The sequence below is a fragment of the Myroides sp. TSA_177.3 genome (assembly GCF_052691955.1).
Genome location: NZ_JBQZGD010000002.1, coordinates 362,677 through 376,823 on the forward strand (window position 1 = coordinate 362,677; position 14,147 = coordinate 376,823).

General features: G+C 31.1%; 21 protein-coding genes. 1 reads left to right on the top strand and 20 read right to left on the bottom strand.

Features of this window, described 5'->3' with window-relative positions; translation table 11 throughout:
• Positions 1-22: 22 nt before the first annotated feature.
• From ACUTSE_RS03655 to ACUTSE_RS03730, 16 genes are all read right to left on the bottom strand, one after another.
• Positions 23-343, bottom strand: coding sequence for a rhodanese-like domain-containing protein (locus ACUTSE_RS03655; RefSeq protein WP_445639272.1), 321 nt, complete (start codon positions 341-343; stop codon positions 23-25).
• 76 nt (positions 344-419) lie between these two features.
• Positions 420-1,436 (bottom strand): hypothetical protein, encoded by a 1,017-nt coding sequence (locus ACUTSE_RS03660; RefSeq protein WP_445639273.1) that lies wholly within the window; start codon positions 1,434-1,436, stop codon positions 420-422.
• The gene (locus tag ACUTSE_RS03665) at positions 1,433-2,077 is read right to left on the bottom strand and encodes a hypothetical protein (protein WP_445639274.1); all 645 of its coding nucleotides are present in this window, start codon (positions 2,075-2,077) and stop codon (positions 1,433-1,435) included. The genes ACUTSE_RS03660 and ACUTSE_RS03665 overlap by 4 nt, the downstream gene beginning before the upstream one ends.
• Before the next feature lie 57 nt (positions 2,078-2,134).
• Complete coding sequence (locus tag ACUTSE_RS03670) at positions 2,135-2,575, bottom strand: nucleoside 2-deoxyribosyltransferase (RefSeq protein WP_445639275.1); 441 nt, start codon at positions 2,573-2,575, stop codon at positions 2,135-2,137.
• Positions 2,576-3,238: 663 nt separating this feature from the next.
• Positions 3,239-3,745 carry a hypothetical protein gene (locus ACUTSE_RS03675; RefSeq protein WP_445639276.1) on the bottom strand — a complete coding sequence of 169 codons (507 nt, stop codon included), beginning with the start codon at positions 3,743-3,745 and terminating at the stop codon, positions 3,239-3,241.
• A gap of 326 nt (positions 3,746-4,071) precedes the next feature.
• The gene (locus ACUTSE_RS03680) at positions 4,072-4,488 is read right to left on the bottom strand and encodes a hypothetical protein (protein WP_445639277.1); all 417 of its coding nucleotides are present in this window, start codon (positions 4,486-4,488) and stop codon (positions 4,072-4,074) included.
• 71 nt (positions 4,489-4,559) lie between these two features.
• Positions 4,560-4,775 carry a hypothetical protein gene (locus ACUTSE_RS03685; RefSeq protein WP_445639278.1) on the bottom strand — a complete coding sequence of 72 codons (216 nt, stop codon included), beginning with the start codon at positions 4,773-4,775 and terminating at the stop codon, positions 4,560-4,562.
• Between the two features lie 26 nt (positions 4,776-4,801).
• The gene (locus ACUTSE_RS03690; RefSeq protein ID WP_445639279.1) at positions 4,802-5,311 is read right to left on the bottom strand and encodes a hypothetical protein; all 510 of its coding nucleotides are present in this window, start codon (positions 5,309-5,311) and stop codon (positions 4,802-4,804) included.
• A gap of 14 nt (positions 5,312-5,325) precedes the next feature.
• Entirely contained in the window at positions 5,326-5,736 is a 411-nt protein-coding gene (locus ACUTSE_RS03695) for a hypothetical protein (RefSeq protein WP_445639280.1), read from the bottom strand.
• Between the two features lie 106 nt (positions 5,737-5,842).
• On the bottom strand, positions 5,843-6,121 hold the full coding sequence (locus ACUTSE_RS03700) for a hypothetical protein (RefSeq protein ID WP_445639281.1): 279 nt from the start codon (positions 6,119-6,121) through the stop codon (positions 5,843-5,845).
• A gap of 41 nt (positions 6,122-6,162) precedes the next feature.
• Positions 6,163-6,894, bottom strand: a complete 732-nt coding sequence (locus ACUTSE_RS03705; protein WP_445639282.1) for a hypothetical protein — start codon at positions 6,892-6,894, stop codon at positions 6,163-6,165.
• A gap of 41 nt (positions 6,895-6,935) precedes the next feature.
• A complete protein-coding gene (locus ACUTSE_RS03710; protein ID WP_445639283.1) occupies positions 6,936-7,592 on the bottom strand; it encodes a hypothetical protein in 657 nt (218 codons plus the stop codon).
• Entirely contained in the window at positions 7,549-7,962 is a 414-nt protein-coding gene (locus tag ACUTSE_RS03715) for a hypothetical protein (RefSeq protein ID WP_445639284.1), read from the bottom strand. The genes ACUTSE_RS03710 and ACUTSE_RS03715 overlap by 44 nt, the downstream gene beginning before the upstream one ends.
• Positions 7,959-8,495 carry a hypothetical protein gene (locus ACUTSE_RS03720; protein ID WP_445639285.1) on the bottom strand — a complete coding sequence of 179 codons (537 nt, stop codon included), beginning with the start codon at positions 8,493-8,495 and terminating at the stop codon, positions 7,959-7,961. Before ACUTSE_RS03720 ends, ACUTSE_RS03715 begins: the two co-directional genes overlap by 4 nt.
• Positions 8,496-8,834: 339 nt before the next feature.
• Positions 8,835-9,332: a hypothetical protein gene (locus ACUTSE_RS03725; RefSeq protein ID WP_445639286.1), complete on the bottom strand. Its 498-nt coding sequence runs from the start codon at positions 9,330-9,332 to the stop codon at positions 8,835-8,837.
• Between the two features lie 4 nt (positions 9,333-9,336).
• On the bottom strand, positions 9,337-10,005 hold the full coding sequence (locus ACUTSE_RS03730) for a hypothetical protein (protein WP_445639287.1): 669 nt from the start codon (positions 10,003-10,005) through the stop codon (positions 9,337-9,339).
• Between the two features lie 250 nt (positions 10,006-10,255).
• Between ACUTSE_RS03730 and ACUTSE_RS03735 the strand changes: the two genes are divergently transcribed.
• Entirely contained in the window at positions 10,256-10,444 is a 189-nt protein-coding gene (locus tag ACUTSE_RS03735) for a hypothetical protein (protein WP_445639288.1), read from the top strand.
• Positions 10,445-10,597: 153 nt separating this feature from the next.
• Here the strand turns inward: ACUTSE_RS03735 and ACUTSE_RS03740 are convergent, their stop codons facing one another.
• The 4 genes from ACUTSE_RS03740 to ACUTSE_RS03755 all read right to left on the bottom strand — a co-directional run bounded on the left by ACUTSE_RS03740 (position 10,598) and on the right by ACUTSE_RS03755 (position 14,072).
• The gene (locus tag ACUTSE_RS03740) at positions 10,598-11,161 is read right to left on the bottom strand and encodes a hypothetical protein (RefSeq protein WP_445639289.1); all 564 of its coding nucleotides are present in this window, start codon (positions 11,159-11,161) and stop codon (positions 10,598-10,600) included.
• A 1-nt stretch (position 11,162) separates the two neighbouring features.
• The gene (locus ACUTSE_RS03745) at positions 11,163-11,921 is read right to left on the bottom strand and encodes a hypothetical protein (RefSeq protein WP_445639290.1); all 759 of its coding nucleotides are present in this window, start codon (positions 11,919-11,921) and stop codon (positions 11,163-11,165) included.
• A 962-nt stretch (positions 11,922-12,883) separates the two neighbouring features.
• The gene (locus tag ACUTSE_RS03750) at positions 12,884-13,288 is read right to left on the bottom strand and encodes a hypothetical protein (protein WP_445639291.1); all 405 of its coding nucleotides are present in this window, start codon (positions 13,286-13,288) and stop codon (positions 12,884-12,886) included.
• A gap of 10 nt (positions 13,289-13,298) precedes the next feature.
• On the bottom strand, positions 13,299-14,072 hold the full coding sequence (locus tag ACUTSE_RS03755) for a hypothetical protein (protein WP_445639292.1): 774 nt from the start codon (positions 14,070-14,072) through the stop codon (positions 13,299-13,301).
• Positions 14,073-14,147 lie beyond the last annotated feature (75 nt).

The window sequence follows — 14,147 nt, forward strand, 5'->3', positions numbered from 1 at the left end:
AAATTCCAGTTGGTTTTTTTTGTTATTTATCTAATTGATTCCTCACGGCGCGAACTCCTCCTCCATTGTATACGTTTCGGTATCCCAGCTGTTCTAATACTCTTTTTGCTTGCTGGCTACGCATACCGCTTCTACAAAAGACAATTAAAGGCGTTTCTTTGCTATATCTACCACTTTTAGCGACCAATTGGTCTAAAGGGATATTAACTGCTTTATTTACACTCCCACTGAGGTATTCTCCTTGGGTGCGTACATCAATCAATATAGCACCTTCTTGTACTCGTGTTGCTAGAGAAGGTTTTGTCTCAGATGAGCCGAATATATTTTTAAACCACTGTAACATCTTGTTCTATTTAAAAAACGAAGGTATTTCTCTTTTTGGTCCCCTACAGTAACTTAAGTTACATTCTCAGTTTTTTTTAAGCTCTAATTTTAAAAAACAGGTGTAATTCATCAAAGAAATCATAGGTTAAAGCGACATCTCGAATAAAGCTAATGAAATCCACTTTGAAATCATATCGGGTATGCGTTGTTTTAAATACACTTGGATATAAGGCTGCTGCAAAATCTTTCTGCTGCTTCGCATCCGCACAGTCATAAATGCCTTTTAACAACACACAATCAATTGTTTTCGTTGTGTTATTTTCCAAAAACACACGATCAATCACGTGTTGAACCTGCGTTTGCCAAGCAAGTTGATTTTGCATATTATTCAATGTTAGCGCAAACCAAGTGCTATAACTTTGGTAAAAATCGATGAATTTCTTACTGTGATGTGAAATACGCTTATCAAAGATTTGTATATCCAACATGATTTTTGAAAAGAGTTCGTATGCGATGGGCTTAACCATATTCACCGTAATAAAATCATTGACTGGTTCAAAGGCAATAGCAAGGGTATCCAATATTTTTTTAATCTTTACTCCTTCTAGGGTTTTGCGTTTCCCCGCTACAGCCTTAAATGTTTGCTGCATGATTTCCTCCACATATTCGACGGTGTACTCTCTTTTTTCTTGAGAAAAAGTAACAATAAACTGCTGTTCTAAGGTTTTATTTTTCTTAAACACATCAATCAACCATTGGGCTAATATTTCTTTGCTTTGCTCCAGTACCAAAGCTTCACTAACCGTTTGTTTGGCCTTTGTTCTTCTTTTTTTGACCACTTGTGTTGGAGCCACTTTCAATCCTTTTTCCGTGATTTGCAACAATACAGCTCCTTGATGGATACAAATTTTTTGAGCCGTTCCACAATCACAAGTCATCTGTTGCACACTTTGTTCGTTTAACTGAATATGTACATCATAGGTTTCTTCTGCTTCATCAACAAAAGCAACAAAATGTCCCGTATCTTCCTCATCTAACTCTCGCACTTCAACGGCTTTTATTTGAGCTTTCTCCTTTGCTGTTAACTGCTTTAGTAGTTCTTGTATTTTCATTTGTTTTGCTGTTTATCTAACGCTTTTGCTACTATTTCAATAAGCTCGTCCCTCGTCATAAATTGATTGAAATATGTTTCTAGAGCACCTTCATTGGTAATTTCTCCAAAAAATACTTCATGATCCGTACCAAACACTGTTGGATTCTCTTTTTCAGGATCATCTAAACTAATATACAACTGATCTGGAAATCCATAGCTGTAAAACAACTGTAAGAAATCGCCCGTTTGAGTACCTGTTACTTTCTCCACTTCACTTAAATCTACCAGCGTCTCATCATCAAAATACCCCTCATACCAATTGTCATAATCCGCAGTTCCTTCTTTAAAGGGCGTAAAAAGTACAGGCTTCCAAAAAGTTTGCCCATACGCTTCTTCTGTATTTTGATAAAAATGAGTGATTATTTTTTGATACAGCGCTTCTCGATTCGTTTCTACGAGTTCTTGATGTTCTTCAATGAATTCGCCTAATCCAAAAATAGGTTCTTCCTCCTCTGCTTTTGCCCAAGGTGTATCCACGGGTCTTTTATACAACACTGTATTGAAGGTAATAGACAGCAAATCGTCAAGTATCGTTTGTCCTTTTACTTGGCTAATATCACCTCCTAATTGACTAATTCGATCTAAAATTTCTTTTTTCATATTTTGATGTGGACGTATTTTCGTTTTTTAAAGTAAAATCTCTTTTCAACTAAAATATTATCCTTTCTTTTTCCTTAATGCCTTTATCACTTCCTCTAATTTGTTTGCTAAATCAGTGGTATCTTGATATACAATTTGATAATCACTTAATCCCGACAACGTCGTAGAATGTTCTGCCGTTTCTTTTCTCAAATATACAACTGGTTTCTTTAAGGCTTTTGCATATCCTGCCTCTATACCTATACCAATTCCTTTATCCGTAGTCTCTGCGAGTAAAAATGCGCTATTTTCAATATCCTGCATCGCCTGTTGCATCATTTCTTTTTCTTGTTGTGCCGTAAATGTATAGTGCTCTACAAATACCCAGGGTTGATATTGATGGCTCAACAACACCTCTTTCATCGTTTGCAATTCTGGTTCTAATGCCTTTCGTAAAGCAAAACTACAAGAGATATAGACTTGGTTGTTCATGGTTTGGTCCGATTTATTTTTATGCACACGCGATTCTTTTTACACGCAACAGAAACAAAGTTAATTTTTTTCGCGGGTTGTTGTCTTGTTGGGTGTTTTATTTGGTTTACTGTGTACTGTTTTGATTCTCTTTTATTGAGTAATTTTTGTAATCCGTTAATGGTAAACTCCGTCCGATTTAAAAGTTATGATCTTCTAAAGAATCTATTTATAATAATATACAATACAACTATAAACAACAGATTAAAATAAAGATTTTCTCTTATAATCCCATACTGCAATTCATTTGAAGAAGTATTAAACTGATAATACACGACTGGAAAGCCAATAGATAAACCTTGATTGAAAGGTGGAAATTTTATAAAAAAACTCATAATAAAAGTTACTATAAGATATAGCCCTCCAATAAGTATTAAAAACAATATTTTTTTTCTCATTTTTGAATTGAATTAATTGTAGCTTTACTATAATATCTCCTTTAATACATTAGTTTCATTACAAATTTTTTCAAAAAATCTATTCGTATAAAAAATAAAGGAAAACTTTTTCTCCTTCTTGTAATCTGAGCTACCCTCCTAAATGTTAGAAACAAAAAAACTTCTTGTAATGTATATTCTATCTAAAGGATAAACTTTTCGCTTTGGAATCTTAGAGTTGCAATTAATTTTAATACTAATTAAGTACTCTATTTTAAATAAAAACAATTGGAATATATAATCTTTCAAATTCACTTAAAAAATTTATCAAATCTTGTGATTTTGATAGTAGCCATCCATGATTCGAATTCTGTATTCCTTGTTTATTCACTTCTAATACAACATATTCTTCATAAACAATACTATCATTTTTATAGAGCAAAAGTTTATTTTCGACAGTAGTCAAATCAGAATTAGTTACATGAAATACACATTTTTTTTGCATTTTTTTCAACAAATCAACATCTTCTGTATAAAAAACACGTCCACGAGTAAAATTACTGTGAATATCTATCTTATCATTTATAATTAGAAGTGCTTTAAAGCTTCCTACATTAAAATTAATTCCATCAAAAATAGGAACAACTTCTTTTTGTAAATTCTCTACATCATTTACTGTAGACTGATTATTTATATTCAAAACAATAGGATTAAAACTATAATATGAAAATAAGGCAATAGCAAAAAACAGTAACAGATATATTTTAAATTTGATTTTCATAATCAATAATACTTTGGTTTTCAATAAGCAGTTTACTGTGTACAGTTCTAATTATCCTTTTACATAACTACTCTCAACTGTTAGCTAAAAAAAGCTAACGATCCGCTTTAGAAAATTAAGGGGTTATATACTATATTTTCAAAAAAAATGTTTCTTCCTTATTCCAAAACATCTTTTATCAACATTCTCAAGATTATTAAAATCAAAATAATCGCTATCAAATTTCAAGGTTAATTGCAGGAATATTTACAACATAAGTGTAGAAATTTGTATTATCCTCTTACTCAGACAATGGATTCACATTCAAAACACAAGCATTATCAACATCATTTTCTATATTTTATAAGCATGAATTTTCCATCAAAGCCATCTCCCTTCATAAATATTGTATCCTTATTATATTTTTCAATTATAAAAGAATCTACATCTAAATTCATTTTCATATTCTTTGTATCCACATGCCAATCTCTTTCAGAGATACTTTCGATTAAATTATCCTCTTTTTTATAATCTGTAGCTATTTGGTTCTTCCTTTTTAAATAAAATAATTGATATTTATTCTTTGAAACAAATAACATTTTATACCCTAAAAACTCATAAGTAACACTATCTTCTGAAGCATAATAATCCCAATATTCGAGTTTTTTCCCATTTTTATCTAATAAAATCTCCTCTATATCATTCTTTTCTTTGCATGAAATAAAAAAAAGAACATAAAACAAATAAACTATTATTCTTTTCATAAGCATTTAAATTTTTCTACTTTTTTTAAGAGCTCTAAGAGAATCTGCTTCATTATTTTTTTGCCTCCCATCTACAACCTATCTTCATAGCAACCAATTTCCTCTATTAAACCATTTTCAACAAACAAAGTCATTCGAGGAAATTCAATTGAATAGTGAACAGTTGGTGTCGCTAAATCAGATGAATAATCACGAACTTCAAATGAATATTTCTTTAGGTAGTTATTTATCTTCGACTTAAACACAAAGTCTCCTACTGACTGAAAAGGGATCAATATTACTATCATTATTATCTAGCTAAAAAACCATATTCTTATTTTGAAGGCCAATTTGTAATAGTTGTATATTCCTTACAACTACAATCATTTTTTATCATTTCGTTCAATACTAATTCTTGAAATCTTCTTTCAATCCTTTGTTGTTCTGATTTTTTTAAATCTTCAAACAGAAGCCATTGCCCAAATTTTGTTGTTTTCCTAAAAACTGATCGTATCGAAACCCTTGCTACTTTTGTCTTTTCTTCATTAAATCTTAGTACTGTAACATAATACATCTCTTCTTTCAAATCAGCATTACCTTCAAAATAAAAAATCTTCCCATTAAGAAAATGGTAACCACGTTTTTCCCAATCATCAAATTCCTTCCATTTTTCAGGAATAGCTAGGTTTAAATGTCTTTCTTTAAAAGATTCTAAGCAATAATTTAATTCATTTTCACTACAATCAAATTCATAAACGTACCCTCCTCCTAAAGTTCCTGCAATTTTATTATGGCAACTTATACAAAGGACCATTAAAAGTATAAACATCCAGATTCTTCTCATTTATCTTATCTAATTTAAATACTACTCTCTATAGCGTATATTTTTTTTGTTCTTGTATCCAAAATAAACAGTTGAACTACTTCTGGGATATCTAATGAAGGTTGATAATAAAAGGAATAATAAACCCAAGTATATTCTACAAGTTGTCTTAATTCCTTTAATTGTTGTGTTATTCTTTTATTGCCATCTTCATAGCTTAAACACAATAAAAATAGTTCTTCCAAGCACTCCTCAGGAGGACCTTGTTTCCAATCTAACTTTTGCCATGAATCGGTTGTATTTCTACTTGGTAAAACTTTGTTTTTTAAATACAAAAAGTCCGCAACACTCCTTGGAGACAAACTATATTCTTCCAGTATAAACCCCTCTCCAAATCCGCCAAACTGATGATAAGCATCCAAACATTTTATTTCTTTTGCCTTCATATTCAAAATGCAAAGTATATCAGATTGAAAAGCTTGTCTTTGACAGGACATACAAATCAGTATGCCTAGGCCATAGATCCAAATTTTATATCGCATACTGACTTATTTATCCATCTATACTTAAAGCATAAAAAATAGCTGCAATTCGCTTTAAATCATAAGCAACTGCATCATCAGTACGCAACAATCGCTTTACTTCCTCTTCATCAAAAGACAATTGCCCTAAAGACAATTGTTTAGGTTCCTCATATGGATTATAACGCGCTGCGCTCGGAATATCCCAATAGTAATCTTCAACTAACTCAATTTCATTTCCTCTACATGATTGAATTTCTGAAAGCACACGTAGTGTTATTTGCTTTAATTCTTCTATATTAATTGCCATATTTTTTTTGTATAAAAAGTAGTACAAATCACTAACTCCCCTTATTTTTCAAAGCCATATCGATTTAAAATTCGATAATACTTTGGACCAAAATGGGCTTTTGACTGATAATCCCCCTGAGTAAGTAGTTCTATTTCATCCGGTTGAAGCAATCCTCCAAAATCACGAGCTTTATATAGTTCTAACAAATCAAATTCGTATACATCATTTACCTTTATTTCTCTAGTTCTTCTTTTCTTCTTTTCTCTAACTAAAACGAAAAGACTTGGTGCTATTAAGTCCAATGTATCTTTTCCATTCACCCCTTTTAGATGATAATATTCTCTTTTGGAGGTAATTTCTGTTATACATAAATCAATGATTACAAACTGGTATGCTTCAGAAAACAATTCTTTCTTATTTGTACAGGAGCCGAATAAAGGTTCAACGGGAATTACTTTTTCACTTGCCCCATTTTTAAGTTGTATTTCTTGCATTTCCTCATTCCAATACAACTGTTTTTTATTTAATTGATACCACTGTTTCCAATCTTTTAAATTGCGTTTAGTTAAGTAATAAATAATACCAATTGAAAAATCATGATCTACTTCAATTCCCGTCAATCGAATCATTTGAGTGATTTCATCCATTTGAAGCTCTCCTTTTCTTTGGTGAAAATCTTCAATCTTCTTATATCGCTCTTCAAAAACAAAACAGGCTTTGATATCAAAATCTTTGGCTGATTTACAACTCATTAATAAACATAGGAGTACAAGGGTATATAAAGATTTCATCCGTACTATTTTAGCTGTTTGTTATACAAAAACATTGTTTCTCAAGGTTGTTCAAATCCAAATTTGATAGTTATAATCACATCATGAACTAAAGTGCAAATGAGAAAGTAACTAGGCATATTGTATTGTTTTAAAAAAAGATTATGCATCTCATCATTTATTCGATATATAATTTGATTTCCTTCTTGCGTGTATTTTTCTCCTTTTATTTCAATTAATTCCTCTAATGAGAGTCCTAATTTTAAACCACTTTCTAGTACAAAAAATGCCTGATCTACTTTTAAAGCCTCCTTTTTGTACTCCAAGTCCTGTATATATCCAATTTCAAAACAATCAAAAGCATATCGTGTTGAGCCTTCATATTGGTAAGCAAATAAATAACTCGTATCATCTTGATTAACAAAAATAAAAATGGGGCTTTCTCTTACATTTTCAACTAATTTTTCTCCTTTAAATTGAGGTGCAAATTGAAAAACAGCCTCGTGATTACGCAACGTAAGATAATTAAGCACCAGTGTATCAGTCACAAAAGATATTGTTTCCGAACCGATTTGTAAAAAAGAGGAATCTACCTGTCTATTAGTTACTATTTCATTTTTTGTGTCTCCTTTATCCCGTGATTTTGTCCAACAAGATGCTACTAAAACACTACAACTAATCCAAAGAAGAAATTTTACTCTTTGCTTTACAATACTCATATTTATCATCCAATACAAAATTAGAAGCTATCCATTGTTCACCCTTTTTGTAACTTAGTTGTACATGAACTAAACATCCTGCTTTTAGACTTACTTTATATAATTTTTGTTCATAATAATCCTCTGATTCTTCATAAGAACCTTTTTCGTAAATCATTAAAAAATCATTTTCAAAATAGTATTCACCGTAGTAAGTTTCTTCCCTTTCACAGCTATAAAATTCAAATGTATCTGCTGTTAAAAAAGAATATTGATTTACACAATCCTTACTTATGCTACATTGCCATACTGTTCCTTTTAAGTCAAATTTAGTCTCTTGTGCAAAAGTATATAGTCCGCATAAAAACAAAAACAAGAGTCGTATTCTCATCCTTCATTATGTTTAAAAAAATCAACTAATTCTCCTTCTTTCACTGCGTATTTCGATACATCAACGTGTTGATCATTTTTCAACCAATAGATCAACTTTTGTTCATGATAATAGAAAGTTTGAACTACACTATCCTTAATTTCAACTGAATTAGCAACACCCAAAGGAGTTTCATACGTAATCTCTATTTCTTCAATTAGCAATGGTATTCCCTTTTCCTGATATAACACAAGATGTTTTCTTCCTGTTTCTCCATAATAATCCAGCTCTTTTTTTACTGTATCTTCTTTGATATAGAAGTATTTTATCCTACCTCCTTCCGCAGTTTCAAAGCTATCTCGTTGACTAGTTTCCATCTTGTCTTTTAAAGATTCTACCTCTAATTTATAGATGTCTATTTGTTTCACCCTTTTCATTGTATCGATTGCCTGATATGCTATTAATTGAGAAAAGGTTACTTGTTTTTTTACTTTGCCACATCCTATTCCGATAAAAAGGAATAGAAGTGTACTTAATAGCCAATTGTATTTCATACGTATACCCATTCAAACCCATTAAAAAAGAAAAAAACCACTTTATTCTTTGTGAAAAGGTAAGCATATTTTTTGAAAAAATTAACATTCACAATTCTATAAAAAAACCTTTCAAGAAATTGCAATAATCAAACAAGACAATCTAGAAATATAGATTGCCTTGTTTATATTTTATCTTTAAATAATTCAAAACGATTATTTTATCACCAAGTCTCCTACTGGGGGAAATAGGATTATTATTGCTATCATTATTAATTTTTGAATGTTCTTCTCCTTTTCTTATTCTTGGTATTATTGTTAACTAAAAAAATGATCTAATTTGGAAGGTTGGGGTTGTTGCTAAAGAGGTCTTTGATAATCCCCTCCAACTTCGTTAAGAAAAACCATAGATTTTGATAAATCGATAGGATATTCTTTTTTTATTTTATTATCAACAACATAAAACTCAATTTTATTAAAAAACTCTTCTCTTCTTTCTCTATCATTTAAAACCTTATCATCTAAACTACAATTCAATTCATCAACATAAATACATATGCTTAATTTATTATCGTCAATTCTATAAAAATTATAGAAATAGCATTGTAGATCTTCTGTTTTTAAATAAAAACCGATCTCCATTGATTTTACTAAATTTAAAATCTCATTATCAATGATAAGATCTAAACAAATATTGTTGGGAAGAGAGTTATAAATTCTAATTTCTTCTATTTTTCCATAATATCGTTGATTGGGCGCCTTTTTGGAAATAACAAAATAATCATTATTCTTACACCCTATAATAAGAAATAAGAAAACTATAACTATTCCTATTCTATAAAAACGTACATAATTCATCAGTCTATTGTTTTTTAAACTTATTTAAATAATTATTAGTGTGTTGTTTATATACGTCAGTAGTATCTTCCCAACTTGGTAAAGACATTTGTTCATTTATTGCTCTGATTTCCAAATTACCTCTACTAAAAAAATCATTACCTATCACCGTATTAAAATTAAAACCATAATTAAAGTAAGTTCGCAATTGCAAAAAATCTTTATAGTGTTTATACTCATGTCCTATAGTATTTCTCATGTTAAACTTATTGTTCAACATCCAACTAAACTTTCCTTCGATTAAAGGCATTGTTAACCTAAGTTTAACTTTATCATCTCTAAACCAACCTCCTTTATCAACTGTAGGATAATCAAGTCCCATTAAAGTAGAACCATATCCATAACTTTCAGCATTCTCTTTACTTGAGAAATAATTTGCTTTAACTTGAAAACCTCCTTCATCAGATGACGCCAATGGGTATTCCTTTGAATAATAATCAATAATATTTTGAGCAGCTTTAGCTTTATTAGTGAAGTCAAATTCAGAGAGTTTCTTAAAATCTTTCTCCCCTTCATTTCTAATAAAAATATCATCTCCTTTGGTATCTATTAAATGAGCTTTTCCATTCTTTATTTCCCAATGATCCTCTCCTCCATCTCTCACCTCCGCACTCATCCCTGTAGGATCAATCAAATTAATCGGGTTGTTGTGTACATAATGGTACGATGTCCAACCAACAAACTGCTCCGCCAACGGATCCACATTTACTCAACTTTTCCCGCCCGCGAACTCAACCTTGTTTTACAAGACCACCTGTCCTTATAAAAATAAAGTTTATTTCAATTGAAACAACACGTTTATTAAAAAGATCAAAGGTTTTCGTGAGATTATCGGTAAATATGAATGCAATGAAAATTTGCCTTCTATTGAAATGGTAGTTAAAATGGCTAAAGTATTTTCCGTAACCGTAGACTTTTTAATTGGAGAAGGGGAAAATGCCTCCTACGACAAAGAAACAGTGAATCGTATCAACGATATACAAAAAATGGACGACGAAACTAAAAAAGTCTTGTTCAATGTCATTGATACCTACATCCAAAATTTTAAAACAAAACAAGCATTTAAGAAGTAAAAGAGTTGATTCACAATTTTATATAAAATACAGACCCCGCTAATCAAAAGATTAGCGGGGTTTTCTTCTTTTATAATTGATGCGCACGGACTGCACCCGAGACTTTAGCCGAATTGAACGAAGTTAAGTCCGCACAATCGGGATGTTTTACTCTTACTTAACCAAAAGATCTAAGAATTCATAAAACTCTAAAAACTTGGGATTATATTCAATATCATATTCTTCATCTCCTATTTTCATAGCTTCATTAAAAATTTCCTTTTTATTCCGATAGCCTATAACTTTTATGTAGGGATAATCCATAGATCTTATATAGTCTCTTTTTGTCTTATTCAATATTATCTTATCTTCTTTATTTATATAAAATTGAGTAATATTACTTATTAATGAGTCTTTAATATTATTAACTCCACGACTAATCACATTTCTTTCATCAGAAGTTCTAGATATACTATACTCCTTATTTGTGAGAAAGATTCTAAAAGATTTTTCCCCATATTCTCCAAAAAATAAACAAAGTATTTCAACACTATCTATATCACAAGGTAGAAATAAAGAATCCTTATCTATTTTTGTCTTTTCACCATATACAGTAGAATCTATTTCAGGTAAAACTACTTTTGTACTTTCTGTTACTTTTTGAATCTTATCTCCTTTTCCATTCTCCCCACAAGAAACTACTATTATCAATCCTAAAAAAAATACCATTCTAAACATATCAATAACTATATTTACCATACTTATTAAACAAATTTCGATAAAGCGGATCTACTGTTTTTCTACCTGTTTCTTTTTCAGTATAATCTCGTAATCTTTGTAAATTAAATCCTTTATAGTTATCTGTTGTGTTATTCCAAAGAGATTTAAAATTTATTACATTCTTATATACTAAACGGTGAGAACTGAATATTTGCCCTCCTTGATTCTTCTTAATATGAGAATAAAATTCATGAACACCTATAGATGATTGAATATTTTCTACTGTGGTGTCATATTGATATTTATCTGTTCCTGAGATTTTGCCAGTTCCTGTTCCTAATCTATATTCAGAAATCCAACCAGCTCCATTTCTATTACTAAAATGTATCTTACCGCCTTCTAAATCATTCATAATAAATATTTCATCATATATCTGTTGCCCTTCTAATTGAGATGCAATATGAGTCCAAATTTTTGATTTAGAGTTGCCTGATAATTCGCCTCTCACTCGGTCATAAGTATTCCCTTCTCCACGTTGTGTATTTACATCAAAATTATCATAGAGAAGTTCATCCGCAGACATCTTACTGAAATATTTATTTCCATCATAAATAAGTACTTCTCCCGTATATCCTTCCTTCGTATTTCCTCTATAATCACCATTAGAACCAAAAACTGGATTTGCACTCATCCCCGTAGGGTCAGTCATATTAATCGGGTTATTGTGTACATAATGGTACGGTGTCCACCCTGGGAACTGCTCCGCTAACGGGTCCACACTCAAAAATATACTCATCGTCGGATCATAATAACGCGCACCGTAATAATAGTAACCTGTTTACCTCCTCGTTATTATTTTTTTAAGACTCGGTGAATATATCTCACCTATTTAATATTGGTTTTGGTGTTCGATGAATCTACACTGCGTTTCGATTTCCACTGCGTTTTGATTCGTGAATCTAACTCTGCACTTCGTGCGGTTCGTTCAACTAAAGCTACTCGCTTTAGTCTCCGAAATCATTAAACTTATACACATTATCATAATTACTATTGTTGTGTTCTACCATCAGCTCTCCTCACGCAGTGCACCGAATACCAAAACAAATAAAATCATTAATGAGGTAAACGGTAGATACCCATAGTAATGCGTTGGTATTCCATTGATGTCTGTAAGGTAAGAAGAACTTCCTAAATGGTCGCTATGGTACCACCATATTTTTCCCCACTGTCGTAGCCTTCGACTCACTTCGTTCCTCTTTACTACTCCACCGACGATAAACTACTTTTAAAATATACGCTACAACTATTTAGTTTATTGCAATAGATAACGTACTGCAAAACACTTTTTAAATCAATTGTACGCCTTTAGATTGCAGTCTACGTTGTAATTGTTTGCTATTATATAAACCACTGCCCAAAACCCAACTACTACTTTTACTACTCCGCTGTTGCTTTTTTGTAGTCTTCAGCTGTACTTTACATTTTTGAAACACTTTACCATTGTCGTTGGATATGTCAGGGCCGAGCGTTAAGAAAATGTCTGGTAGACATTTTTAGCGATGGAGCCAGGTGGCGTGGTGGCCAAATAGTGTAACGGTGGTAGGGTGTTTCTTTTTATCCACTAAACAATACCCCTTAAATAACAAAACCCCAACGATCCGTTTCGAAGGTTGGGGTAGAGTTACATCTTTAAGTATTTTTTTCAACTAAAAAAATCGCATTTTTATAAGACCTTAATTATTATAAATCTTTCATCTTAACCATAAGAAAATTACCTTCAAAACCATTGCCTTTCATAAAAATACTATCAGTAGTATATCGTTCTATTATAAAAGAATCTAATCCAAAATTTAGCATTAACAATTTGGAATCAAAATACCAATTACTATCTAAATTACCTATCTCAAAATCTTCAGAAAAATTATTCTCAGCCTCATTAACGTCTCCTCTATAAATTTCATACTTATCTTTCTCAAACTTAAATTTATATCCTAAATAACGGAATTCTTGCCGGTTTTCTAACACATAATAATTCCAAATTTTTATATCATTAGCATCACTTAACAATGTATCCAAAAAATCATTTTTGTGATTATCACAATGAGTCAATAATAACAATAAACAAAACAATTTTATATACTTCATACTAAAAACATTAATTAGGTTCCTTTTGTGCCTTAACCCTAAAATACTTTTTCTCACCGTTTTTTTCTAATCCATATCCGTACCCTGATTTAAAATCTTCTAGCTTATATCCTCCTACATTATTACTATTAAATTTATTAATCAATTCACTACGTGTACTGCGGCTCCTTATACCACCTAAGTATGAGGCCATTGCACTAATCATTCCCTTCTGAAAGTCCTCCGTAGTTCCACTAAAAGATTCATCACTCATCTGTCTAACATAAACATCTACATGACTTTCGAATGAAGTTATTACTCCATTAGCATTATCAATCCTATGCTCTCTTTCATGAACTAATACATTCATCAAATTATTTTTATCATTCAATAAACTACTTACTGTACCGTTATCTCCGACAGGAGCAATCCAAATTTTATTATTATTTGAATTATAATGCGCTATACCTCCCACTTCATTAGTTGCGCCAACCCCTTCAACTCCAATTTGGTTGGCATAATAACCTACAATATTAGCTACAGATTGTCTATCCCTACTATTTAAACCAAACCAACTTTTTCCAATCGAATAATCTGATAATGATCTAACTTTTCCTCCATCCATAATGGTAATATGAGATTTATTATCATTAACAACCTTAGTAATACTCCCCTTACCATTTAAATGAATGATATCTCGACCATCAGGATCAATTGCATTAATCGGATTATTAGCCACATATACATAAGGGTTAATATTTGGATATTTCTCCGCCAACGGATCCACACTCAAAAATATACTCATCGTCGGATCATAATAACGCGCACCATAGTAATAGTAACCTGTTTACCTCCTCGTTATTATTTTTTTAAGACTCGG

Excerpts from the sequence above, each read along its gene's own strand:
- ACUTSE_RS03680 (WP_445639277.1), bottom strand. The coding sequence starts at position 4,488 with ATGAAAAGAATAATAGTTTATTTGTTTTATGTTCTTTTTTTTATTTCA.
- ACUTSE_RS03655 (WP_445639272.1), bottom strand. The coding sequence starts at position 343 with ATGTTACAGTGGTTTAAAAATATATTCGGCTCATCTGAGACAAAACCT.
- ACUTSE_RS03710 (WP_445639283.1), bottom strand. The coding sequence starts at position 7,592 with ATGAGTATTGTAAAGCAAAGAGTAAAATTTCTTCTTTGGATTAGTTGT.
- ACUTSE_RS03695 (WP_445639280.1), bottom strand. The coding sequence starts at position 5,736 with ATGAAGGCAAAAGAAATAAAATGTTTGGATGCTTATCATCAGTTTGGC.
- ACUTSE_RS03665 (WP_445639274.1), bottom strand. The coding sequence starts at position 2,077 with ATGAAAAAAGAAATTTTAGATCGAATTAGTCAATTAGGAGGTGATATT.
- ACUTSE_RS03715 (WP_445639284.1), bottom strand. The coding sequence starts at position 7,962 with ATGAGAATACGACTCTTGTTTTTGTTTTTATGCGGACTATATACTTTT.
- ACUTSE_RS03735 (WP_445639288.1), top strand. The coding sequence starts at position 10,256 with ATGGCTAAAGTATTTTCCGTAACCGTAGACTTTTTAATTGGAGAAGGG.
- ACUTSE_RS03705 (WP_445639282.1), bottom strand. The coding sequence starts at position 6,894 with ATGAAATCTTTATATACCCTTGTACTCCTATGTTTATTAATGAGTTGT.
- ACUTSE_RS03755 (WP_445639292.1), bottom strand. The coding sequence starts at position 14,072 with ATGAGTATATTTTTGAGTGTGGATCCGTTGGCGGAGAAATATCCAAAT.
- ACUTSE_RS03685 (WP_445639278.1), bottom strand. The coding sequence starts at position 4,775 with ATGATAGTAATATTGATCCCTTTTCAGTCAGTAGGAGACTTTGTGTTT.
- ACUTSE_RS03720 (WP_445639285.1), bottom strand. The coding sequence starts at position 8,495 with ATGAAATACAATTGGCTATTAAGTACACTTCTATTCCTTTTTATCGGA.
- ACUTSE_RS03750 (WP_445639291.1), bottom strand. The coding sequence starts at position 13,288 with ATGAAGTATATAAAATTGTTTTGTTTATTGTTATTATTGACTCATTGT.
- ACUTSE_RS03660 (WP_445639273.1), bottom strand. The coding sequence starts at position 1,436 with ATGAAAATACAAGAACTACTAAAGCAGTTAACAGCAAAGGAGAAAGCT.
- ACUTSE_RS03740 (WP_445639289.1), bottom strand. The coding sequence starts at position 11,161 with ATGTTTAGAATGGTATTTTTTTTAGGATTGATAATAGTAGTTTCTTGT.
- ACUTSE_RS03675 (WP_445639276.1), bottom strand. The coding sequence starts at position 3,745 with ATGAAAATCAAATTTAAAATATATCTGTTACTGTTTTTTGCTATTGCC.
- ACUTSE_RS03725 (WP_445639286.1), bottom strand. The coding sequence starts at position 9,332 with ATGAATTATGTACGTTTTTATAGAATAGGAATAGTTATAGTTTTCTTA.
- ACUTSE_RS03690 (WP_445639279.1), bottom strand. The coding sequence starts at position 5,311 with ATGAGAAGAATCTGGATGTTTATACTTTTAATGGTCCTTTGTATAAGT.
- ACUTSE_RS03700 (WP_445639281.1), bottom strand. The coding sequence starts at position 6,121 with ATGGCAATTAATATAGAAGAATTAAAGCAAATAACACTACGTGTGCTT.